The sequence below is a fragment of the Micromonospora sp. AB353 genome (genome assembly GCF_049538395.1).
GTDB lineage: Bacteria > Actinomycetota > Actinomycetes > Mycobacteriales > Micromonosporaceae > Micromonospora > Micromonospora aurantiaca.
Genome location: NZ_JBMVFV010000113.1, coordinates 1 through 15,575 on the forward strand (window position 1 = coordinate 1; position 15,575 = coordinate 15,575).

At 70.6% G+C, this 15,575-nt stretch carries 17 protein-coding genes; 6 read left to right on the forward strand and 11 right to left on the reverse strand.

Annotated elements, in window-relative coordinates:
* Window positions 1–5: 5 nt before the first annotated feature.
* Complete coding sequence (locus tag ACPCK6_RS27535) at window positions 6–1,568, reverse strand: S8 family peptidase (RefSeq protein WP_423482649.1); 1,563 nt, start codon at window positions 1,566–1,568, stop codon at window positions 6–8.
* A gap of 296 nt (window positions 1,569–1,864) precedes the next feature.
* Between ACPCK6_RS27535 and ACPCK6_RS27540 the strand changes: the two genes are divergently transcribed.
* On the forward strand, window positions 1,865–2,839 hold the full coding sequence (locus tag ACPCK6_RS27540; protein WP_423482650.1) for an ATP-binding protein: 975 nt from the start codon (window positions 1,865–1,867) through the stop codon (window positions 2,837–2,839).
* 200 nt (window positions 2,840–3,039) lie between these two features.
* Here the strand turns inward: ACPCK6_RS27540 and ACPCK6_RS27545 are convergent, their stop codons facing one another.
* The 7 genes from ACPCK6_RS27545 to aztB all read right to left on the reverse strand — a co-directional run bounded on the left by ACPCK6_RS27545 (window position 3,040) and on the right by aztB (window position 10,271).
* Window positions 3,040–3,936 carry a metal ABC transporter permease gene (locus ACPCK6_RS27545; protein ID WP_423482651.1) on the reverse strand — a complete coding sequence of 299 codons (897 nt, stop codon included), beginning with the start codon at window positions 3,934–3,936 and terminating at the stop codon, window positions 3,040–3,042.
* A complete protein-coding gene (locus ACPCK6_RS27550) occupies window positions 3,929–4,762 on the reverse strand; it encodes a metal ABC transporter ATP-binding protein (protein ID WP_423482652.1) in 834 nt (277 codons plus the stop codon). Before ACPCK6_RS27550 ends, ACPCK6_RS27545 begins: the two co-directional genes overlap by 8 nt.
* On the reverse strand, window positions 4,762–5,556 hold the full coding sequence (locus ACPCK6_RS27555; RefSeq protein WP_423482653.1) for a metal ABC transporter solute-binding protein, Zn/Mn family: 795 nt from the start codon (window positions 5,554–5,556) through the stop codon (window positions 4,762–4,764). The genes ACPCK6_RS27550 and ACPCK6_RS27555 overlap by 1 nt, the downstream gene beginning before the upstream one ends.
* A 462-nt stretch (window positions 5,557–6,018) precedes the next feature.
* On the reverse strand, window positions 6,019–7,200 hold the full coding sequence (gene aztD / locus ACPCK6_RS27560) for a zinc metallochaperone AztD (protein WP_423482654.1): 1,182 nt from the start codon (window positions 7,198–7,200) through the stop codon (window positions 6,019–6,021).
* Window positions 7,201–7,294: 94 nt separating this feature from the next.
* Window positions 7,295–8,206, reverse strand: a complete 912-nt coding sequence (gene aztC, locus ACPCK6_RS27565; RefSeq protein WP_423482655.1) for a zinc ABC transporter substrate-binding protein AztC — start codon at window positions 8,204–8,206, stop codon at window positions 7,295–7,297.
* Window positions 8,203–9,273: a YncE family protein gene (locus ACPCK6_RS27570; RefSeq protein WP_423482656.1), complete on the reverse strand. Its 1,071-nt coding sequence runs from the start codon at window positions 9,271–9,273 to the stop codon at window positions 8,203–8,205. The genes aztC and ACPCK6_RS27570 overlap by 4 nt, the downstream gene beginning before the upstream one ends.
* 119 nt (window positions 9,274–9,392) lie before the next feature.
* Window positions 9,393–10,271 (reverse strand): zinc ABC transporter permease AztB, encoded by an 879-nt coding sequence (gene aztB / locus ACPCK6_RS27575; protein ID WP_423482664.1) that lies wholly within the window; start codon window positions 10,269–10,271, stop codon window positions 9,393–9,395.
* 81 nt (window positions 10,272–10,352) lie between these two features.
* On the opposite strand from aztB, the gene aztA reads away from it, so the two are divergent.
* Window positions 10,353–10,970 (forward strand): zinc ABC transporter ATP-binding protein AztA, encoded by a 618-nt coding sequence (gene aztA / locus ACPCK6_RS27580; protein ID WP_423482657.1) that lies wholly within the window; start codon window positions 10,353–10,355, stop codon window positions 10,968–10,970.
* 87 nt (window positions 10,971–11,057) lie between these two features.
* Here the strand turns inward: aztA and ACPCK6_RS27585 are convergent, their stop codons facing one another.
* Window positions 11,058–11,405, reverse strand: coding sequence for a hypothetical protein (locus tag ACPCK6_RS27585; RefSeq protein ID WP_423482658.1), 348 nt, complete (start codon window positions 11,403–11,405; stop codon window positions 11,058–11,060).
* 18 nt (window positions 11,406–11,423) lie between these two features.
* Between ACPCK6_RS27585 and rpmF the strand changes: the two genes are divergently transcribed.
* The 4 genes from rpmF (at window position 11,424) to ACPCK6_RS27605 (ending at window position 14,404) form a co-directional block, all read left to right on the forward strand.
* Entirely contained in the window at window positions 11,424–11,603 is a 180-nt protein-coding gene (gene rpmF, locus ACPCK6_RS27590) for a 50S ribosomal protein L32 (protein WP_216935120.1), read from the forward strand.
* The gene (locus ACPCK6_RS27595; protein WP_423482659.1) at window positions 11,600–12,832 is read left to right on the forward strand and encodes a GTP-binding protein; all 1,233 of its coding nucleotides are present in this window, start codon (window positions 11,600–11,602) and stop codon (window positions 12,830–12,832) included. Before rpmF ends, ACPCK6_RS27595 begins: the two co-directional genes overlap by 4 nt.
* 2 nt (window positions 12,833–12,834) lie before the next feature.
* Window positions 12,835–13,569: a class I SAM-dependent methyltransferase gene (locus ACPCK6_RS27600; RefSeq protein WP_423482660.1), complete on the forward strand. Its 735-nt coding sequence runs from the start codon at window positions 12,835–12,837 to the stop codon at window positions 13,567–13,569.
* Between the two features lie 430 nt (window positions 13,570–13,999).
* Window positions 14,000–14,404 (forward strand): Fur family transcriptional regulator, encoded by a 405-nt coding sequence (locus tag ACPCK6_RS27605; RefSeq protein WP_423482661.1) that lies wholly within the window; start codon window positions 14,000–14,002, stop codon window positions 14,402–14,404.
* Between the two features lie 16 nt (window positions 14,405–14,420).
* On the opposite strand, the gene ACPCK6_RS27610 is transcribed toward ACPCK6_RS27605, so the two are convergent.
* Both ACPCK6_RS27610 and ACPCK6_RS27615 read right to left on the reverse strand, forming a co-directional pair.
* Window positions 14,421–14,858 carry a Fur family transcriptional regulator gene (locus tag ACPCK6_RS27610; protein ID WP_423482662.1) on the reverse strand — a complete coding sequence of 146 codons (438 nt, stop codon included), beginning with the start codon at window positions 14,856–14,858 and terminating at the stop codon, window positions 14,421–14,423.
* A gap of 6 nt (window positions 14,859–14,864) precedes the next feature.
* A partial coding sequence (locus ACPCK6_RS27615) for a class I SAM-dependent methyltransferase (RefSeq protein WP_423482663.1) occupies window positions 14,865–15,575 on the reverse strand: 711 nt, incomplete at its 5' end.

A 15,575-nucleotide genomic window follows, 5' to 3' on the forward strand; every position in this document is an offset into this window, starting at 1 on the left:
GATGGTCAGACGGTGAGGGTCCAGGTGTTGAGGTAGCCGGTGTCGGCGGAGTAGATGTCGCGCACCTGCAGCCGCCAGGTGCCGTCGGCCGCCTCGGAGGAGAGGTTGACGGTGTAGGTGGCGTTGACGTTGTCGGCGCTGTCGGAGCTGCTGCTGTTCTTCAGCCGGTAGCTGGTGCCGTCCGGGGCGAGGAGGTCGATCACCAGGTCACCCCGGTAGGTGTGGACGATGCTGACCGCGACGGTGGCGCTCGCGGAGGCGGCGCGTCCGCAGCCGGAGATGGTGATGGCGCTGGTCACGGCCGAGCCGGCGTCGGGGATGGCCACGTCGGTGCCGTTGGTGCCGGTGCAGCCGGTTGGCGGGGGCGGGGGCGGCGGGGTGCTTCCGTTGACGACGTAGAGCAGCTTGTTGGGTGAGCCGCTGCCGGGGTTGGTCACCACATTGCTGGTGGCGTTGGTTACCAGGTAGTCGCGGACCTGCTGCGGGGTCCAGGATGGGTTGGCACTGGCGACCAGTGCGGCCGCGCCGACCACGTGCGGGGTCGCCATCGAGGTGCCGCTGATCGTGTTGGTGGCCGTGTCGCTGCTGTTCCAGGCCGAGGTGATCGACGAGCCGGGCGCGAAGATGTCCAGGCAGGTGCCGATGTTGGAGAACGACGAGCGGGCGTCGCTGCTGGTGGTGGAGCCGACCGTGATCCCTTCGCCTACCCGGGCGGGTGAGGTGTTGCAGGCGTTCGCACCGGAGTCGTTGCCGGCGGCCAGGCCGTAGGTGACGCCGGAGGCGATGGAGTTGCGCACGGCGGTGTCCAGGGTGGTGTCGACGCCGCCGCCGAGGCTCATGTTGGCCACCGCGGGCTTGACCGCGTTGGCGGTGACCCAGTCGACGCCGGAGACGACGCCGGCGGTGGTGCCGCTGCCGGAGCAGTTGAGCACCTTGACCGCGACCAGCTGCACCCCCTTGGCCACGCCGTACGCGGAGCCGCCGACGGTGCCGGCGACGTGCGTGCCGTGGCCGTTGCAGTCGGTGTTGTTGCTGTCGACGGTGTTGGTGCCCCAGGCGGCCCGGCCGCCGAAGGTGCTGTGCGTGGTCCGGATGCCGGTGTCGATGATGTAGGCGTGCACGTTGCTCGCGGTGTTCGGGTAGGTGTAGGAGCTGTCCAGCGGCAGGTTCCGCTGGTCGATGCGGTCTAGGCCCCACGACGGCGGGCTGGTCTGGGTACCGCTGATCGACACGGTGTGGTTCTGCTGCACGTACGCCACGGCCGGGTCGGCGGCGATCCGCGCGGCGGCGCGCGCGTCGATCTGTACCTCGAAGCCGCGCAGTGCGGTGCCCCAGGTGCGGGCGACCGCCCCGCCGTGCCGATTGGTCAACCGTCGGGCGGTGTCTCCGACGCGGGCGCGGGTGACCGAGGCATCCTTGAACACGACGATGTAGCTGTCGGCCACGGCGGTGGCGCCGCCCGCCTCGCGGACCACGCCGACCCGGTCTGCCGCCATGGCGGGGGTGGCCGCCATCAGCACTGTCAGGGCCGCTGCCCCGACGAGTGCGGACTTGCACGATGGACGCATCGAATTCCTCCTTCAGCCGGAGCCAGGTCGTCGCGCTGCGGTAGCAATACGATCGACCAGCACCGATTGGTGACGATCATAGGAGTCATTTTCTCCTCAGCTACATAGCAGATGATGGATATTGTGAGGTTATGGCTGGCGTCCGGTCGGGCCACCGGTGCCGGTGCCGGCTGTCGGCGACTCCGTCTCACCGCTCGGATGACACTGCATCCGCTTCCACCACCACGGACGATCCAGCCGCTACAGTATGCGCTTATGAAAACGGTTATCACTTTGACGTGCCCGGGGGGTCAGCTGTGAAGATTGCGTTTGTCGGCAAGGGGGGCAGCGGCAAGACGACCCTCGCCGCCATGTTCGCCCGCCACCTCACCGGCCGGGGCCCGGTGTTGGCCATCGACGCCGACATCAACCAGCATCTGGCGGTGGCACTCGGCGCGTCCGCCTCCCTCGCCGCGCAGCTGCCGCCGCTCGGGGAGCACCTGCCCGCGATCAAGGAGTACCTGCGGGGGACGAACCCGCGGATCGGCTCCGCCGCCGAGATGGTGAAGACGACTCCGCCCGGCGCCGGATCACGGCTGCTGCGGGTGGCTGAGGAGAACCCCGTCTACGCCGCGTGCGTCCGGGACATCGGCGGTGTGCGCGTCGCGGCGACCGGAGCCTTCACCGCCGAAGACCTGGGCGTCTCCTGCTACCACTCCAAGGTCGGCGCGGTGGAGTTGCTGCTCAACCACCTGCTCGACGGGCCGGGGGAGTACGTGGTGGTGGACATGACCGCCGGGGCCGACTCGTTCGCCTCCGGGCTGTTCACCCGCTTCGACCGCACCTTCCTGGTCTGCGAGCCGACCCTGCGCAGCGTCGGCGTCTACCGGCAGTACGCCGGCTACGCCCGTGACTACGGCGTCACACTGTCCGTGGTCGGCAACAAGGTGGAGGACGCCTCGGATGTGGACTTCCTGCGCGAGCACATCGGCGCGGACCTGCTCACCTGGCTGAGCCGCTCGGCATACGTGCGGCGCGCCGAACGCGGCGCGGTCGAGCCGCTGTCTCAGCTGGAGCCGGCCAACCAGGCAGTCCTGGCCCAGCTCGCCGAGGCGGTGGACGCCACCGTGCAGGATCGGGACGCCTTCACCCGGCACGCGCACGAGTTCCACCGCCGCAACGCGCTCGCGTGGGCCAACGAGAGCACCGGTGTCGACCTCGCCGCCCAGATCGACCCCGACTTCCGGCTCGGCCTGGTCCGGTTGGGCGTCCACGACGCGGTATCCGCGTAGAGCGCACCGGACGACGGACCAACGCTCCGGGCGCGGGCGGCCGGCGCCCGGGGCGCCGCCGTCGATCCGTGGACACCCTGACCGTACGCAACCTGAGCGGTCCGGTACACCCACCCCCACGAGAAGGTCGACGCTCCGGAGTCGATGGTCGGGCGATCATGGTGCCGTGGTCGCTCGTTGCCACCCGGTCCCTCTCGGTCTCAGCGCGCCGCCACGGGCAGCGGGGCCTCGGCGCGCCCGACGGTGGCCCAACCGCGTCGGTGACGTCGTGCGCCCAGGACGCGGCAGATGATGTAGATCGTGAACGAGATCGTGGTGACGTAGGGACTGATCGGAATGCTGCTGCCGAGGGCGAGCAGGATGCCGCCGACGACGGAGCCGACCGCGAACAGAACGCTGAGCACGGTGACGAGCGGCGGAGAGGCCGTGACCCGCATCGCGGCCGCGGCGGGTGTGACGACGACGCTCAGCACCAGGAGCGCGCCGACGATCTGCACCGACATGGCGACGGTCAGACCCAGCAGCAGCATGAACACCGACGACAGCGCCGCGACCGGGACACCGCGCCCGGCGGCCAGCTCCGGATCGACGCTGGCGAAGGCGAGCGGGCGCCAGATCACCAGCAGGCCGATCAGGACCACGGTCGAGGTCACCAGCATCCAGGACAGCTGTGGTGTGTCCACGGCGACGATCTGACCGGTCAGCAGCCCGAACTTGTTCGCCGAACGGCCCTGGTAGAGCGCGAGGAACAACACGCCGAGACCCAGACCGAAGGGCATGAGAGCGCCGATGATGGAGTTGCGGTCCCGGGCCCGGCTGCCCAGCATCCCGATCACCAGGGCGGCGAGGACGGAGCCGAGCAGGGATCCGAGCACGACGTTCGCGCCGACCAGCAGCGCTCCGGACGCGCCGGCGAACGACAGCTCACTGATGCCGTGCACGGCGAAGGGCATGTCGCGCATCATCACGAACGTGCTGATCAACCCGCCAATGAGACCAAGCGCCGCGCCGGCGATGATCGAGTTGTGCACGAGACCGAGCAACTCGCTGTAGTCGGCGAAGTTGAAGACGCGGTCCCACAGCCCGGGGTCAGACATGCTCCACCCCGACCTCGGTGCCGTCGTGGTGATGGTGCGACTCGCTGCGCGGTGGATTGCCGGCGACGAGGATCCGTCCGTTGGCGCCAAGCACCTCGATCGGCGCCCCGTACAGGTCGGAGAGCGTCGCCGAGGTGAACACCTCCTGCACCGTTCCGCTGCGGAACCCGCGGTCGGCCAGGTAGAGAACGCGGTCCACGTAGGGCAGCACCGGGTTGATCTCGTGCGTGACGAACACGACTGCGGTTCCCTTCTCCCGGCGTCGCCGGTCGACCAAGGTGGTGATGGTCTGCTGGCTGCGCAGGTCCAGTGATAGCAGCGGTTCGTCACAGAGCAGCAGGCGCGGGTCGGCCACCAGTGCCTGCGCGACGCGGATCCGCTGTTGTTCGCCACCGGAGAGCAGTCCGACAGGCATGTCGGCGAACGCGGCGGCGTCGACCGAGTCGAGCGCCGCCGTGATCCGCGCGTCCCGCCCCGGGTGCCGGCCCAGGCCCCAACGGTGTCCGTCGAGGCCCTGGCCGACCACGTCCCGGGCGCGCAGCGGCGTCAGCGGATCGATGCGCCGCTGTTGCGGCACGTACCCGATGTCGTCCGCGCCGCGGCGCGGTGGTCGGCCGGAAACGCGCAGCCGGCCCGCGCTGAGGCGCTGGAGCCCGAGGATCGCGCGGACCAGGCTGGTCTTGCCCGACCCGTTGGCGCCGAGGACGGCGATGAACTCGCCGGCCTCGACGCGCAGGGAGAGTCCCGACCAGAGCCGCCGCGGGCCGAAACTCAGCCCGGCGTCCTCGAACTCCAGCACTGGGACCGAGCGGTGGTCGTCCGGCATCAGCCCAGGGCGGTCTTGACGGCGGCGAGGTTCCCGCTCATCCACGAGACGTAGTCCTTGCCGGCCGGCAGCGTCTCGGTCACCGGGACCACGCCGACCTTGTTGGCCTTGGCCGCCTGGAGCACCTTCTCGGTCTCCGGTCCGGTGGTCTGCTCGTTGTAGGCCAGCAGCTTGACCTGCTTGCCGGTGAACAGGGCGAGGGTCTCCTTCAGGGTGCCGGCGGAGACGTCGGTGCCCTCCTCGATGGCCTCGCTGAACTCTTCCGGAGTCTTGTTGACCAAACCGCACGCGTCCAGCAGGTAGCCCGGCACCGGCTCGGTGATCGCCACCCCGGCGCCGCCGTGCGCCGCCTTGATCTCGCCTTCGGTGGCTTCCAGATCCTTCAGCTTCTGCTTGAAGGTCGTCGCGTTGGCGGTGAACGTCGCGGCGTCGCCGGGCGCCGCGGTGGACAGCGCGCCGACGATCTGGTCGGCCAGCTTGCCCATCGACGGCAGGTCGTACCAGACGTGCTCGTTGAGCTCCTCGCCGCCGGTCACCGCCTTGCCGGAGATCTCGACGGCGTTGAGCACCTTGGCGTCAGTGTCGGCGGCCTTGAGCATCGTGCCGACGAAGTCGTCGTAGCCGCCACCGTTCTCGATCACCAGGTCGGCCTTGGACAGCTCGAGCTGGGTGCGGGTGTTCGCCTCGTAGGAGTGCGGATCGGCAGACGGGTCGCTGATGATCGATGTGATCGTCGCCTTGTCGCCGGCGATCTGCCGGACGATGTCACCGTAGACGTTGGTGGACGTGACCACCGAGACGCCTGCCGATCCTGACGCCCCGGAGGAGGGCGCCGTCGCGTCGCCGTCGGAGGAGGATCCGCAACCCGTACCGAGCATCGCCACCGAGACCAGGGTTGCGCTGAGAAGACCTGCGCGCTTATCGAACACCGGAACCGCCGCCTTTCCACGTCCGGTCAGCCTGAAAACGAGGTTCATTACCAGCAGGACCGTAACGGTAGACCCTGCGTGTCACAAGACTGTCAGAAGTGATTTCCATTATGGTTTCTGCTTTGTGATATGGCGATGTATGCACCACTGGATGCCTGACCCGGGCGCGATTGCCGGATCGTGGTGGCTGGCGTGCGCCGGGCGCGGGTGCTGCGGCAGGCCGACCCGCTCGTGCGCCACCACCGCTGGTCCGCCACCATGGCCGGAGCCGGCCACGACACTTGGCGGTGGAGACGAGGTTCGCCTCCACCGCCGGTGACTGATACGTCAGTGCGCCGAGAGCGTGCCGCTGATCTCGTTCGGGACCGCGTCGAGCGTCACTGACCCGACGACCTTTCCGGTGGTGAGGTCGAGGCGGTGCACCTTCTTGGTGGCGGGCTCGGTGACGTAGGCGTCGTCACCGCGGACGAACAGAGCAGGGCGCGGCTCCTGCCACTCCATCGGCTCCTTCCACGCGCCGACCACCGGCCACGAGCTGGTCAGCTTGCCGGTGGCGGGGTCGATGACGTGCAGCTTGCCGTCGGTGCCGAGGATCAGGCCCTCGCCCTGCGGGCCACGGGCCAGCGACCGGAAGCTGTAGCTGACACCCTGGGGCATCGGCACGACCTGGAGCTTCTGGGCCGCCGTGTCGACGAGTGCGAACTGCTCGGGGAACTCGCGCTCCGCGTCCTGCTCGACCTTGTAGTCGCCGAGCAGGACCGGGGACTTCTCGCTGCCGACCTGGGTGGCGACGGCGCCGTACGCGGCCGCGCTCTTGACCTTGACGAAGGCGCCATTCTTGAACAGCAGCACGCCGTCCGTGCAGCCGAGCCCCACGACCTCACCCTGTGCGACCGCCTCGCCGTGGACGCCGGGGCACTCCTCGCTGCGGGCGATCTCCTTGCCGTCCTTGTCCAGCGCGATGGCTCCCGGGCGGGACTCCTCGGTGCCGAGGGTCACCACCATGGTGCCGTCGGCGAGTTCCACGGCCACGCCGTGGTGCGGTTGCGCGGTCTTGTACTGGCGGCCCTCCGGCTTGCCGTCGGCGAGCTTCTTCGGGTCGAAGCTGTGCACCTCGCCGGTGCCGTCGGTGAAGAGGATGGTGCGCTCGCCGTGCCGCACCACGTGGCCCGGCTTGGCGCCCGGGTAGCTGATGTCGGTCATCTTGCCGGCGGCCGCGTCGAGGACCTGGAACCCGGACTCGGTGGAGACGAACACGCCTGTGTCGTTGCCGGCCGGGTTCACCCGGTTGAAGCCGGGCAGGGTGACGTTGTGCGCCACCTTCAGCGCCTCACCGTCGATCACGTAGATGCCGCCGTCGTAGGTGATCGCCACCGGCTCCTGCACCGAGGCCGCTGCGGACGATCCGGCCGCCGGTGCGGCGCCCTCGTCCGAACCGGACCCGCACGCGGTGAGCGCCAGCGTGGCCGCCGCCAGGGCGGCCGCGCCGCTGATTGCACGATGCCTCACGAACTTTTCCCTCCAACTGATACTGACAATCATTTTCATCAAATGTACCGGAGGTGCCTCTCGGCCTGACGCCGGGGGTCTCGAGCGGGGTGTCTCAGGCGGAGAGGCCGCTGATGATCGCTTCGGAGTTGGCGCGCATCATGCCCAGGTAGCTGGCGGCGCCGCCGTCGGCCGCACTGAGCGACTCCGAGTACAGGGCGATCACCTTGACGCTGATGCCGGCCTCGGAGACGAGCACCTCGGCCAGTCTGGCCGGTTGTGAGGTGTCGACGAAGATCGCCGGCACCCGGTGGGTCCGGACCGCGGTGACCAGCGAGGCGAGATCCGACGAACTCGGCGACGCGAGCGTGGTGCCGCTCGGGATGATCGCGCCGATGACCCGGAAGTCGTAGCGGTCGGCGAGATAGCCGAACACGTGGTGGTTGGTGACCAGGACCCGGCGCTCCGCCGGGATGGTGGCGAACCGCCGGGTGAGGTCCGCGTCCAGCTCACCGAGCTTCTTCGCGTACGCGGCCGCGCGCTCGCGCACCACGCGGGCGTCCACTCCGTCGACGTGGTCGACGATCTCGTCGGCGAGCACCCGTACCGCGGTGGCCACCCGCGCCGGATCGGTCCAGAAGTGCGGATCCGGCAGGCCGGCGGCGTCGCCGTCCTGGTATTCCATCGCCTCGATCCTGGTCCCCACCTCGACGGTGTGGACGCCCTCGGCCTTCGCCGCCTCGACGTGGCGCAGAACGTTCTCTTCGAGCCCCAGTCCGTTGTAGACCACCAGGTCGGTGGTCTGCATCGTGTGCGCCTCCCGGGCCGAGATGGCGAACGAGTGCGGGTCGGCGTTCGGCTTCATCAGCACGCTGACCCTGGCCTCGTCGCCGACGATCTCGTTGACGACGTCGCCGAGGATGTTCGTGGTGACCACGATGCGCGAGTGGGCGGGGGAGGTGCAGGCGGTAGCGCCGGTCAGCAGGGCAGCCACGACGAGCGCAGCGAGGAGCCTGGGTCGCCTCATCGGCCGACCTGCACGGTCAGATCCGGTCGGTCGGCGACCTTCAGCGTGCGGGCGGTGCGCAGCCCGTCGCGGTAGTCGATCTCGTGGATGACCCGGTTTCCGGGATCGGCGAGGTAGGCGCGGTCGGTGTCCAGCGTCAGACCGGCGGCACGCAGCGGCTTCTCGGCGAGGACCTTGCCGGTTCCGAGGTCGTAACTGATCAGCTGGTCGGAGGCGTCGAGGGCGAGCACGGTGCTGCCGTCCGCCGGGGACGCGGCGGCCGTCAGTTCGCGGCCGGTGGCCGGTACGTACCGCAGGCTGGCCTTGGCGGCGTTCACCGACCAGATGCCGGTGCGATCCGCCACCGCGGCCTCGTTGCTGCGCGGCCGGTAGCCGAACCCGTCCGACGGAACCGGCGTGCGTGGCGAGGGCAGCACCTTGGCGGTCAGCTTGTCGTCCTCCTGCTTGATCCGGACGAGACTGTTCTCACACGCGATGACGGCGCCGCCCCGCAGGACGGCCCAGCCGCGCGGCGCCGCACAGGGCGCCTGGAAGGCACCGGTCGGCCGGCCCTTCGCGTCCATGGCGACGATCCGGTCGGCCGGACGCCCGGGGTCGTCGCCCACGGCGACGAGAAGCTGCTGGGCGTACGGTACGGCCAGCGGCGTGGAGCTCTTCGAGTCGATCGTGGTCAGCTCGGCGACCTTGCCGGCCTCGAGTTCGCGTCGGTCGAGGACCGTCACCCTGCCGTCGGCGGTGCCGACCGTGGTGTGGGCTCCGAAGCCGGCGACCGTCCGGACCGGTGCGTCGAGCGGCAGGGTGCCGATCGACCGGGACGGTGTCCGGTAGTAGTGGACGTGGTCGGTGTGGTCGACGGTCCACACGCCGGCGTCGACGATCTCCAGGGCGCGGTCACCGTCGTCGACGTAGACGAAGCGGCCGTCCTCGGTGAGCCGCTCGGCGCCGATCGACAGGCCGACCTCCTTCTCGGATCCGGTGGTCAGGTCGAGCAGGCGCAACCGCTGAGCGCCGCGGGCCGCGTACGCGATGGCCGACTGCGGCTCGGCCAGTTCCTCGGCACCTTTCACGTAGCCGTGTGGCGTCTTCTCGACGTCCTGTGGTTGTTGTCTGGGCGCGCCGCACGCGGAGATCGCGAGGGTGAGGCCAAGGGCGGCTACGCCGAGGAATCGTCTGGTGGTGCCGATGATCACAACTTCCCTTCCGGTAGTGGGGTGGGGCTGGGCGTGGGGGCCGGCGACCGACGGCGTCGCACCGCGGTCGTGAGCCGGCGCACGCCGAGAATCACGAAGAACATCAGTACGGCGCCGGCGGCGATGGTGGCGCCGGCGGCGGTCGCCGCGTACCACGAGATCCACAGGCCGATCACGGTCGCGGCCGAGCCGATGCCGAAGCTGGTGAGCATCACCGCCGGGAGCCGCCGCGCGACGAGCATCGCCGCCGCCGAGGGCGCGATCAACATGCCGAAGGCGAGCAGGGTGCCGACGACGCTGAAGGCGACCGCCATCGTGATGGTGAGCAGGGCCAGCATGACGGCGTTGGCGATCTCGGGGCGGAGGCCGAGGGTCCGGGCCTTACGCGGGTCGAAGGTGAGCGCCAGGAACGGCCGGTAGCAGACCGCGGAGGCCGCCGCGACCACGACGGCCGCGCCGGCGAGCAGCAGCAGGTCGGGCCACCGGATCGCCAGCACGTCGCCGAACAGGAACGCGGTGAGGTCGGTGGCGAAGGACCGCGAGTGCGAGACGACGATCACCCCGACCGACAGCATCCCCACGAACAGCAGCCCGATGCTGGTGTCGCGCCCGAACTCGCGGCTGTGCCGCAGTGCGTTGACGCCGACCGCCATGGCGAACGCGCTCGCGGCGGCCCCGACGACGAGGTTGCCGCCGAGGATCGAGGCGATGGCAACACCGGGCAGCATGCCGTGGCTCATCGCCTCGCCGAGGAAGGTCATGCCGCGGGCGATCACCCACACGCCGACCAGGGCGCACACCGCGGCCAGCAGGACGCCGCCGATCAGTGAGCGGACGACGAAGGACACGGTGAACGGTTCGAGGAGTGACGCCATCACCGAATCGACTATAGTGCAACTGACAATCACTATCATTTAGGGGGAGTGGTGGGCGCCGGGGTCCTGACCGTCGAGCACGTGGCGTTTCGATATGCCGGCGTCCCTGTCCTGCGGGACGTGAGCCTGCGGGTCGCAGCCGCCTCCACGGTCGCCGTGACCGGTGCGAACGGCTCCGGCAAGAGCACGCTGCTGCACCTGATGGCCGGTGTTGAGCAGCCGACCGAGGGCAGCGTCCGGCGGCGGGCCGGCTGCCGCCTGGCCCTGCTCCCGCAGCGCACCAGCGGCATCGACGCGCTTCCGCTGACCGTCGCGGAGTGCGTCCAGATCGGCCGGTTCCGGCCGCGTCGACGCCTGAGCCGCGACGACCGCGCCGCCGCGAGCGCGATCATGGAACGACTCGACCTCGCCCACCTGGCGCGGCGGCGGCTGCGGGAACTGTCCGGTGGGCAGCGTCAGCGCACGCTCATCGCTCAGGCTCTCGTCCAGGTCGCCGACATCTACGTGCTGGACGAACCCACGGTCGCCCTTGACGCGACGAGCCGGCGAAACGTCCACGACCTGCTCGCCGAACGGGTCCGTGCCGGCGCAGCGGTGGTCTACGCCAGCCACGACGCCGCCGACGCCACCCTCGCCGATCGCACGGTGCGACTCGCCGGCGTCGAGGGCTGCTCCGTCACCGACGCTGCGGGGCACTGATTGTGAGCGCGAGGGTCGGCCACCCGGGTGGCCGACCCTCGCGCTCACGATCGGCGTGGCGGCAACGAGCGGCTGTCGTCCGGGCGGTCACCTGGGCGCCGCGGCTGCGGACCGGCGGGTGAGATCGGTCGGAACGGGGTCAGTGCTCGTCGTACTGTCCGCCGTGTGCGGCATGCCGGTGGCCGTCGTGCACGTAGTCAAGGTGGTCGCCGTGCAGCACGGGGGGTGGCCGCACCCGTCCCGGTGGACGTGGTCGTGATCCTCGGCGATCACGTGCTCGCTCGACGCGCACTCGTCGTAGTGGTCGTCGTGGGCGTGGTGCACGTGCTCGTCGTGCAGGTAGTCGGTGTGGCCGTCGTGCGGGACCGACACGCGCCCGCAGCCATCGGTGCGATTATGAAAACGAAAACCGATGCCGCTAGTCTGCGTGAACACCCAGCAGAAGGAGTTTCCATGGCTGTTCCGAAGCGGAAGATGTCGCGGTCGAACACCCGGCACCGGCGGGCGCAGTGGAAGGCGGCCGTGCCGCAGCTGACCCCCTGCCCCTGTCCGCGCAAGGAGATGGTGGTGCCGCACCGGGCCTGCACGCACTGCGGCCTGTACAAGGGACGTCAGGTGGTGGACCAGCCGTGACCGGACGGCTGCCGGTGACCGTGCTGTCCGGGTTCCTCGGTGCCGGCAAGACCAGTCTGCTCAACCATGTCCTGGCCAACCGGGACGGGCTCCGGGTGGCGGTGATCGTCAACGACATGAGCGAGATCAACATCGACGCCGCGCTGGTCCGCGACGGCGGTGCCCTGTCGCGGACCGAGGAGCGACTGGTCGAGCTGACCAACGGCTGCATCTGCTGCACGCTGCGCGACGACCTGCTCGACGAGGTGGCCCGGCTGGCGCGACTGGGCCGGTTCGACTATCTGCTGATCGAGTCCAGCGGGATCTCCGAGCCGATGCCGGTGGCTGCCACGTTCGCCTTCGGGGTGGAGGGCGAGCAGATCCTGGACGACCTAGCCCGACTGGACACCACGGTCACCGTGGTCGACGCAGCGGGTCTGCTCGCTCGGATCGAGGCGGGTGAGACGCTCGAGGCGCGCGGCCTGGCCGCGTACGAGGGGGACGACCGGAGCATCGCCGACCTGCTGGTCGACCAGATCGAATTCGCCGACGTGCTGGTGGTCAACAAGATCGATCTGGTGTCCCCGGAGAACCTGGCGGTGGTGGAGGCACTGCTGACCCGCCTCAACCCGGCCGCCCGGCAGGTTCGCGCAGCCCACGGGCGGGTCGACACGGCGGAGATCCTGCACACCGGCCGGTTCGACCTGGAGCGGGCGGAGACCGCGCCCGGCTGGGTGGCCGAACTCAACGGTGAGCACGTGCCGGAGACCGAGGAGTACGGCATCTCCAGCATCGTGTTCCGCGACCATCGGCCGTTTCACCCGCAGCGACTGTGGGAGCTGCTCGCCGGCGGCCTGGACGCCTTCGGCGTGGTGCGGTCGAAGGGGTTCCTGTGGCTGGCCAGCCGCCCGGACGTGGTGGCGCTCTGGTCCCAGGCCGGACCGTCCGGTCGGTGCGACCCGGCCGGGGTGCCGATCGCGGTGTCGGGGGAGTGGCCGGAGGATCCCGTCGAGCGGGCGGAGGTGGAGTCCCGGTGGCACCCGGTGTTCGGTGACCGCCAGCAGGAACTGGTCCTCATCGGCGTCGGCCTCGACGGCGACGGGCTGCGGGCGGCCCTGACCGGCTGCCTGCTCACCGACGCGGAGGTCGCCCTCGAGGAGCCCGGATGGCGGCTCCTGCCCGACCCCTTCCCCGAATGGGACCTCGGCGACCTGCACGAACACGACCACGCCGAGCCGGTACGGCTCTGATCATGTCGAGGATCCCCGCTCGCGTCGACGTCGCCCGGTGGCGGCGGGACTGGGAGGCCGTGATGCGGCACTACCAACCGGGCCGGGACGAGATGCTCGCCGCCGGCCTCGCCGCGGTCGAGCAGGCACACGGGCGGACGCCCGAGCGGGTCCTCGACATCGGTGGCGGACCGGGCACCACCGCCGAGGCAGTGCTACGGCGGTGGCCCGGCGCCCACGTCACCGTGCTGGACGTCGACCCGGTCCTGCTGGCGTTGACCGAGACCGCGTTGCCGCACGTGCGTACCGTCCGGGCCGACATCGCCACCGAGCGATGGTCGGCGCAGGCCGGTGGTCCGTACGACCTCATGGTGGCGATGACGACCGTGCACTACCTGCCCAGAGACCGGGTCCGCGACTGGTACGCCGAGGCCCGGCAGCTGCTGCGGCCGGGCGGGTTGTTGCTCGTCGCCGACGCGATGCGGGGCGCTCCGCCCGTGGTACCGGCACAACCGGCGATCGGCGAGACCGATCCCTGGACCGAGTGGTGGACCAGGCTGGCCGGCGAACCGGCGATGGTGTCGCTGCTGCGCGAGCGGACGGCCGCCCTGGCCGGCTCCACCTGCGCGGAGTTCGTGGCGCCGGTCGGCTGGCACCGCGACACCGCGCGGCGGGGCGGGCTCTGCGACCTGAGGGTGCTCCACCAGCGGGCGGACCACGTCCTGATGGCGATCCGTCGCCCGGAGCGGCACCGATGAATGCCACCCCGCCCCGCGGTGTCACCGTCGTCTACTGCGACGGCCATCGGTGCCGCGCGCTTCGCGAACGCGGACGGCACGAGAGTTCAGAGGACCCACCGGACCACATCGAGGCCCTCCGCGCAGCCGTACGCTCCAGTCACCACGCGATGCTAATCAGGGCGGACTGTCTCGGCGCCTGCCACCGGGCGCCTGCCGTCCTGCTCACCGGCGTGGCAACGGGCGGGCGGCCGGCGCTGATCGGGCCGATCGAGACAGCGCACCACTGGCAGGCGGTCGTCGACGTCATCCGAGCGGCCGACGGACCGCCCCACTGACCTGCCGTCGCGCGGATCGTCGGCACGGCGATCCGGCTGGCTACCATCACCGTCGCGGTGCTCCGGGTGGGTGGCCCGGCACGGGCGGCGGTGCAGTGAGGAGTTGACAGCCGATGACGAATCCGATTCCCGGTGCGGTCCGTAACACTCGGCAGCGGGCGGAGGTGGTCGAACTGCTCGCCCGCTCGGACGAGTTCCGCAGCGCGCAACGCCTGCACGCGGAGCTGCGGGAGAGCGGAGCGGCGGTGGGCCTGACCACCGTGTACCGCACCCTGCAGGCTCTGGCGGACGCGGGTGAGGTGGACGTCCTGCGCCTGCCCACCGGTGAGCAACTGTTTCGGCGGTGCAGCCGCACCCACCATCACCACCTGGTGTGCCGGCACTGCGGGCGCACCGTCGAGGTCACCGGACCAGCGGTGGAGGACTGGGCCCGCCGGACGGCCGGCCAGCACGGGTTCGTCGACGTCAATCACACCCTGGAGATCATGGGTACCTGTGCGGCCTGCGCCGCCGGGTGATCCGGGCGGGCGGGGTCTACGGCGACCTCGGTGTCGCAGGGCAGGCGGCGCAGTGCCCGTGCAGATCGATCCGGTCGGGGTGCGGGGTGAAGCCGGTGGCCTCCCGTAGCTCACGGAGCCACGCCTCCACCAGCTGCGGCGGACATTCGGTGACCAGGCCGCAGTCGTCGCAGAGCAGGTGTTGGTGCGGCGTGTCCGGGCAGCGACGGTAGGCGCGTTCCCCACCCACGTCGAAGACGTGCAACAGGCCGACTTCGGCGAGCCGGTGCAGCGCGCGGTACACCGTGCTGAGGCCGATCCGGTGACCGGTGCCGGTCAGCGCGGCGTGCACGGCCTGGGCGGTCATCGGGTGGTTCCGGCCGGTCAGCGCGGCGAGGATGGCCTGCCGCTGCCGGGTGGTGCGCACGCCGATTACCGGCAGGGGCGTATCGGCGGGTGGCGTGGTCTCGGTCATGACCGGTCACCCGCGCAGGCCGACGTGGACGCTGCGCGCCTCGAGGAGGAACAGGTCGGCGCGCCCACCCAGCCAGCACGGATCGCCCGGGTCGAGGAGCCGCGCCCAGGTGTCCAGGTCGGCGGGGGTGAGCAGACCGGTGTCGCGGAGCCGGTCGACCCGGTTGGCGAGGCTGTTCACGACGGCGCGCCGCTCGGGTGACGGAAGAGGTGGAGGAAGCTCGGTGAGGGTGGTGGCGGTCGTGGTCGGGTGCAGGTCGGCACGGCGCAGCGCCTCGCCCCAGCCGTACGGCATGGGTCGGCGGCGGGGGAGCGCGGCGCGCATCCGGGCGAACCAGCGGTCCTCGGCGGCGTGCAGGCGCAGCTCCAGCCCGGGGTCGCCGGCTCCGAGGTCCCAGGGGAGGTGACGGGCGGGGAGACCGCCCTCGGCGAGCGCCAGCCGCCCGCCCTCAGCCAGCAGAGCCGCCAGGGCATTGATGCCGCGTTGCTGGTCACCGAGGTGGTGCACCACGGCCGAGGCCCAGACGAGGTCAGCGTGCCCGCCGACCGTGTCCCGGAGGCTGTCGACGTCGTCCATGTCGACGAGTGCGACGTCGACGCGGATGCGCGGGTCCGCCCACTCGTCGTAGATCCGCGCGCGGGCAACCTCCACGATCGCCGGTTCGGCGTCGACGGCGAGGACCCGGCCACAGGTCATGTGCCGGGCCACGGCGAGGGC

What these genes read in the sequence shown, in the direction of transcription:
- ACPCK6_RS27535 (WP_423482649.1), bottom strand. Translation starts at nt 1,568, where the DNA reads ATGCGTCCATCGTGCAAGTCCGCACTCGTCGGGGCAGCGGCCCTGACA.
- ACPCK6_RS27545 (WP_423482651.1), bottom strand. Translation starts at nt 3,936, where the DNA reads ATGTCTGACCCCGGGCTGTGGGACCGCGTCTTCAACTTCGCCGACTAC.
- ACPCK6_RS27550 (WP_423482652.1), bottom strand. Translation starts at nt 4,762, where the DNA reads ATGCCGGACGACCACCGCTCGGTCCCAGTGCTGGAGTTCGAGGACGCC.
- aztC (WP_423482655.1), bottom strand. Translation starts at nt 8,206, where the DNA reads ATGAGGCGACCCAGGCTCCTCGCTGCGCTCGTCGTGGCTGCCCTGCTG.
- aztB (WP_423482664.1), bottom strand. Translation starts at nt 10,271, where the DNA reads ATGGCGTCACTCCTCGAACCGTTCACCGTGTCCTTCGTCGTCCGCTCA.
- rpmF (WP_216935120.1), top strand. Translation starts at nt 11,424, where the DNA reads ATGGCTGTTCCGAAGCGGAAGATGTCGCGGTCGAACACCCGGCACCGG.
- ACPCK6_RS27600 (WP_423482660.1), top strand. Translation starts at nt 12,835, where the DNA reads ATGTCGAGGATCCCCGCTCGCGTCGACGTCGCCCGGTGGCGGCGGGAC.
- ACPCK6_RS27605 (WP_423482661.1), top strand. Translation starts at nt 14,000, where the DNA reads ATGACGAATCCGATTCCCGGTGCGGTCCGTAACACTCGGCAGCGGGCG.
- ACPCK6_RS27610 (WP_423482662.1), bottom strand. Translation starts at nt 14,858, where the DNA reads ATGACCGAGACCACGCCACCCGCCGATACGCCCCTGCCGGTAATCGGC.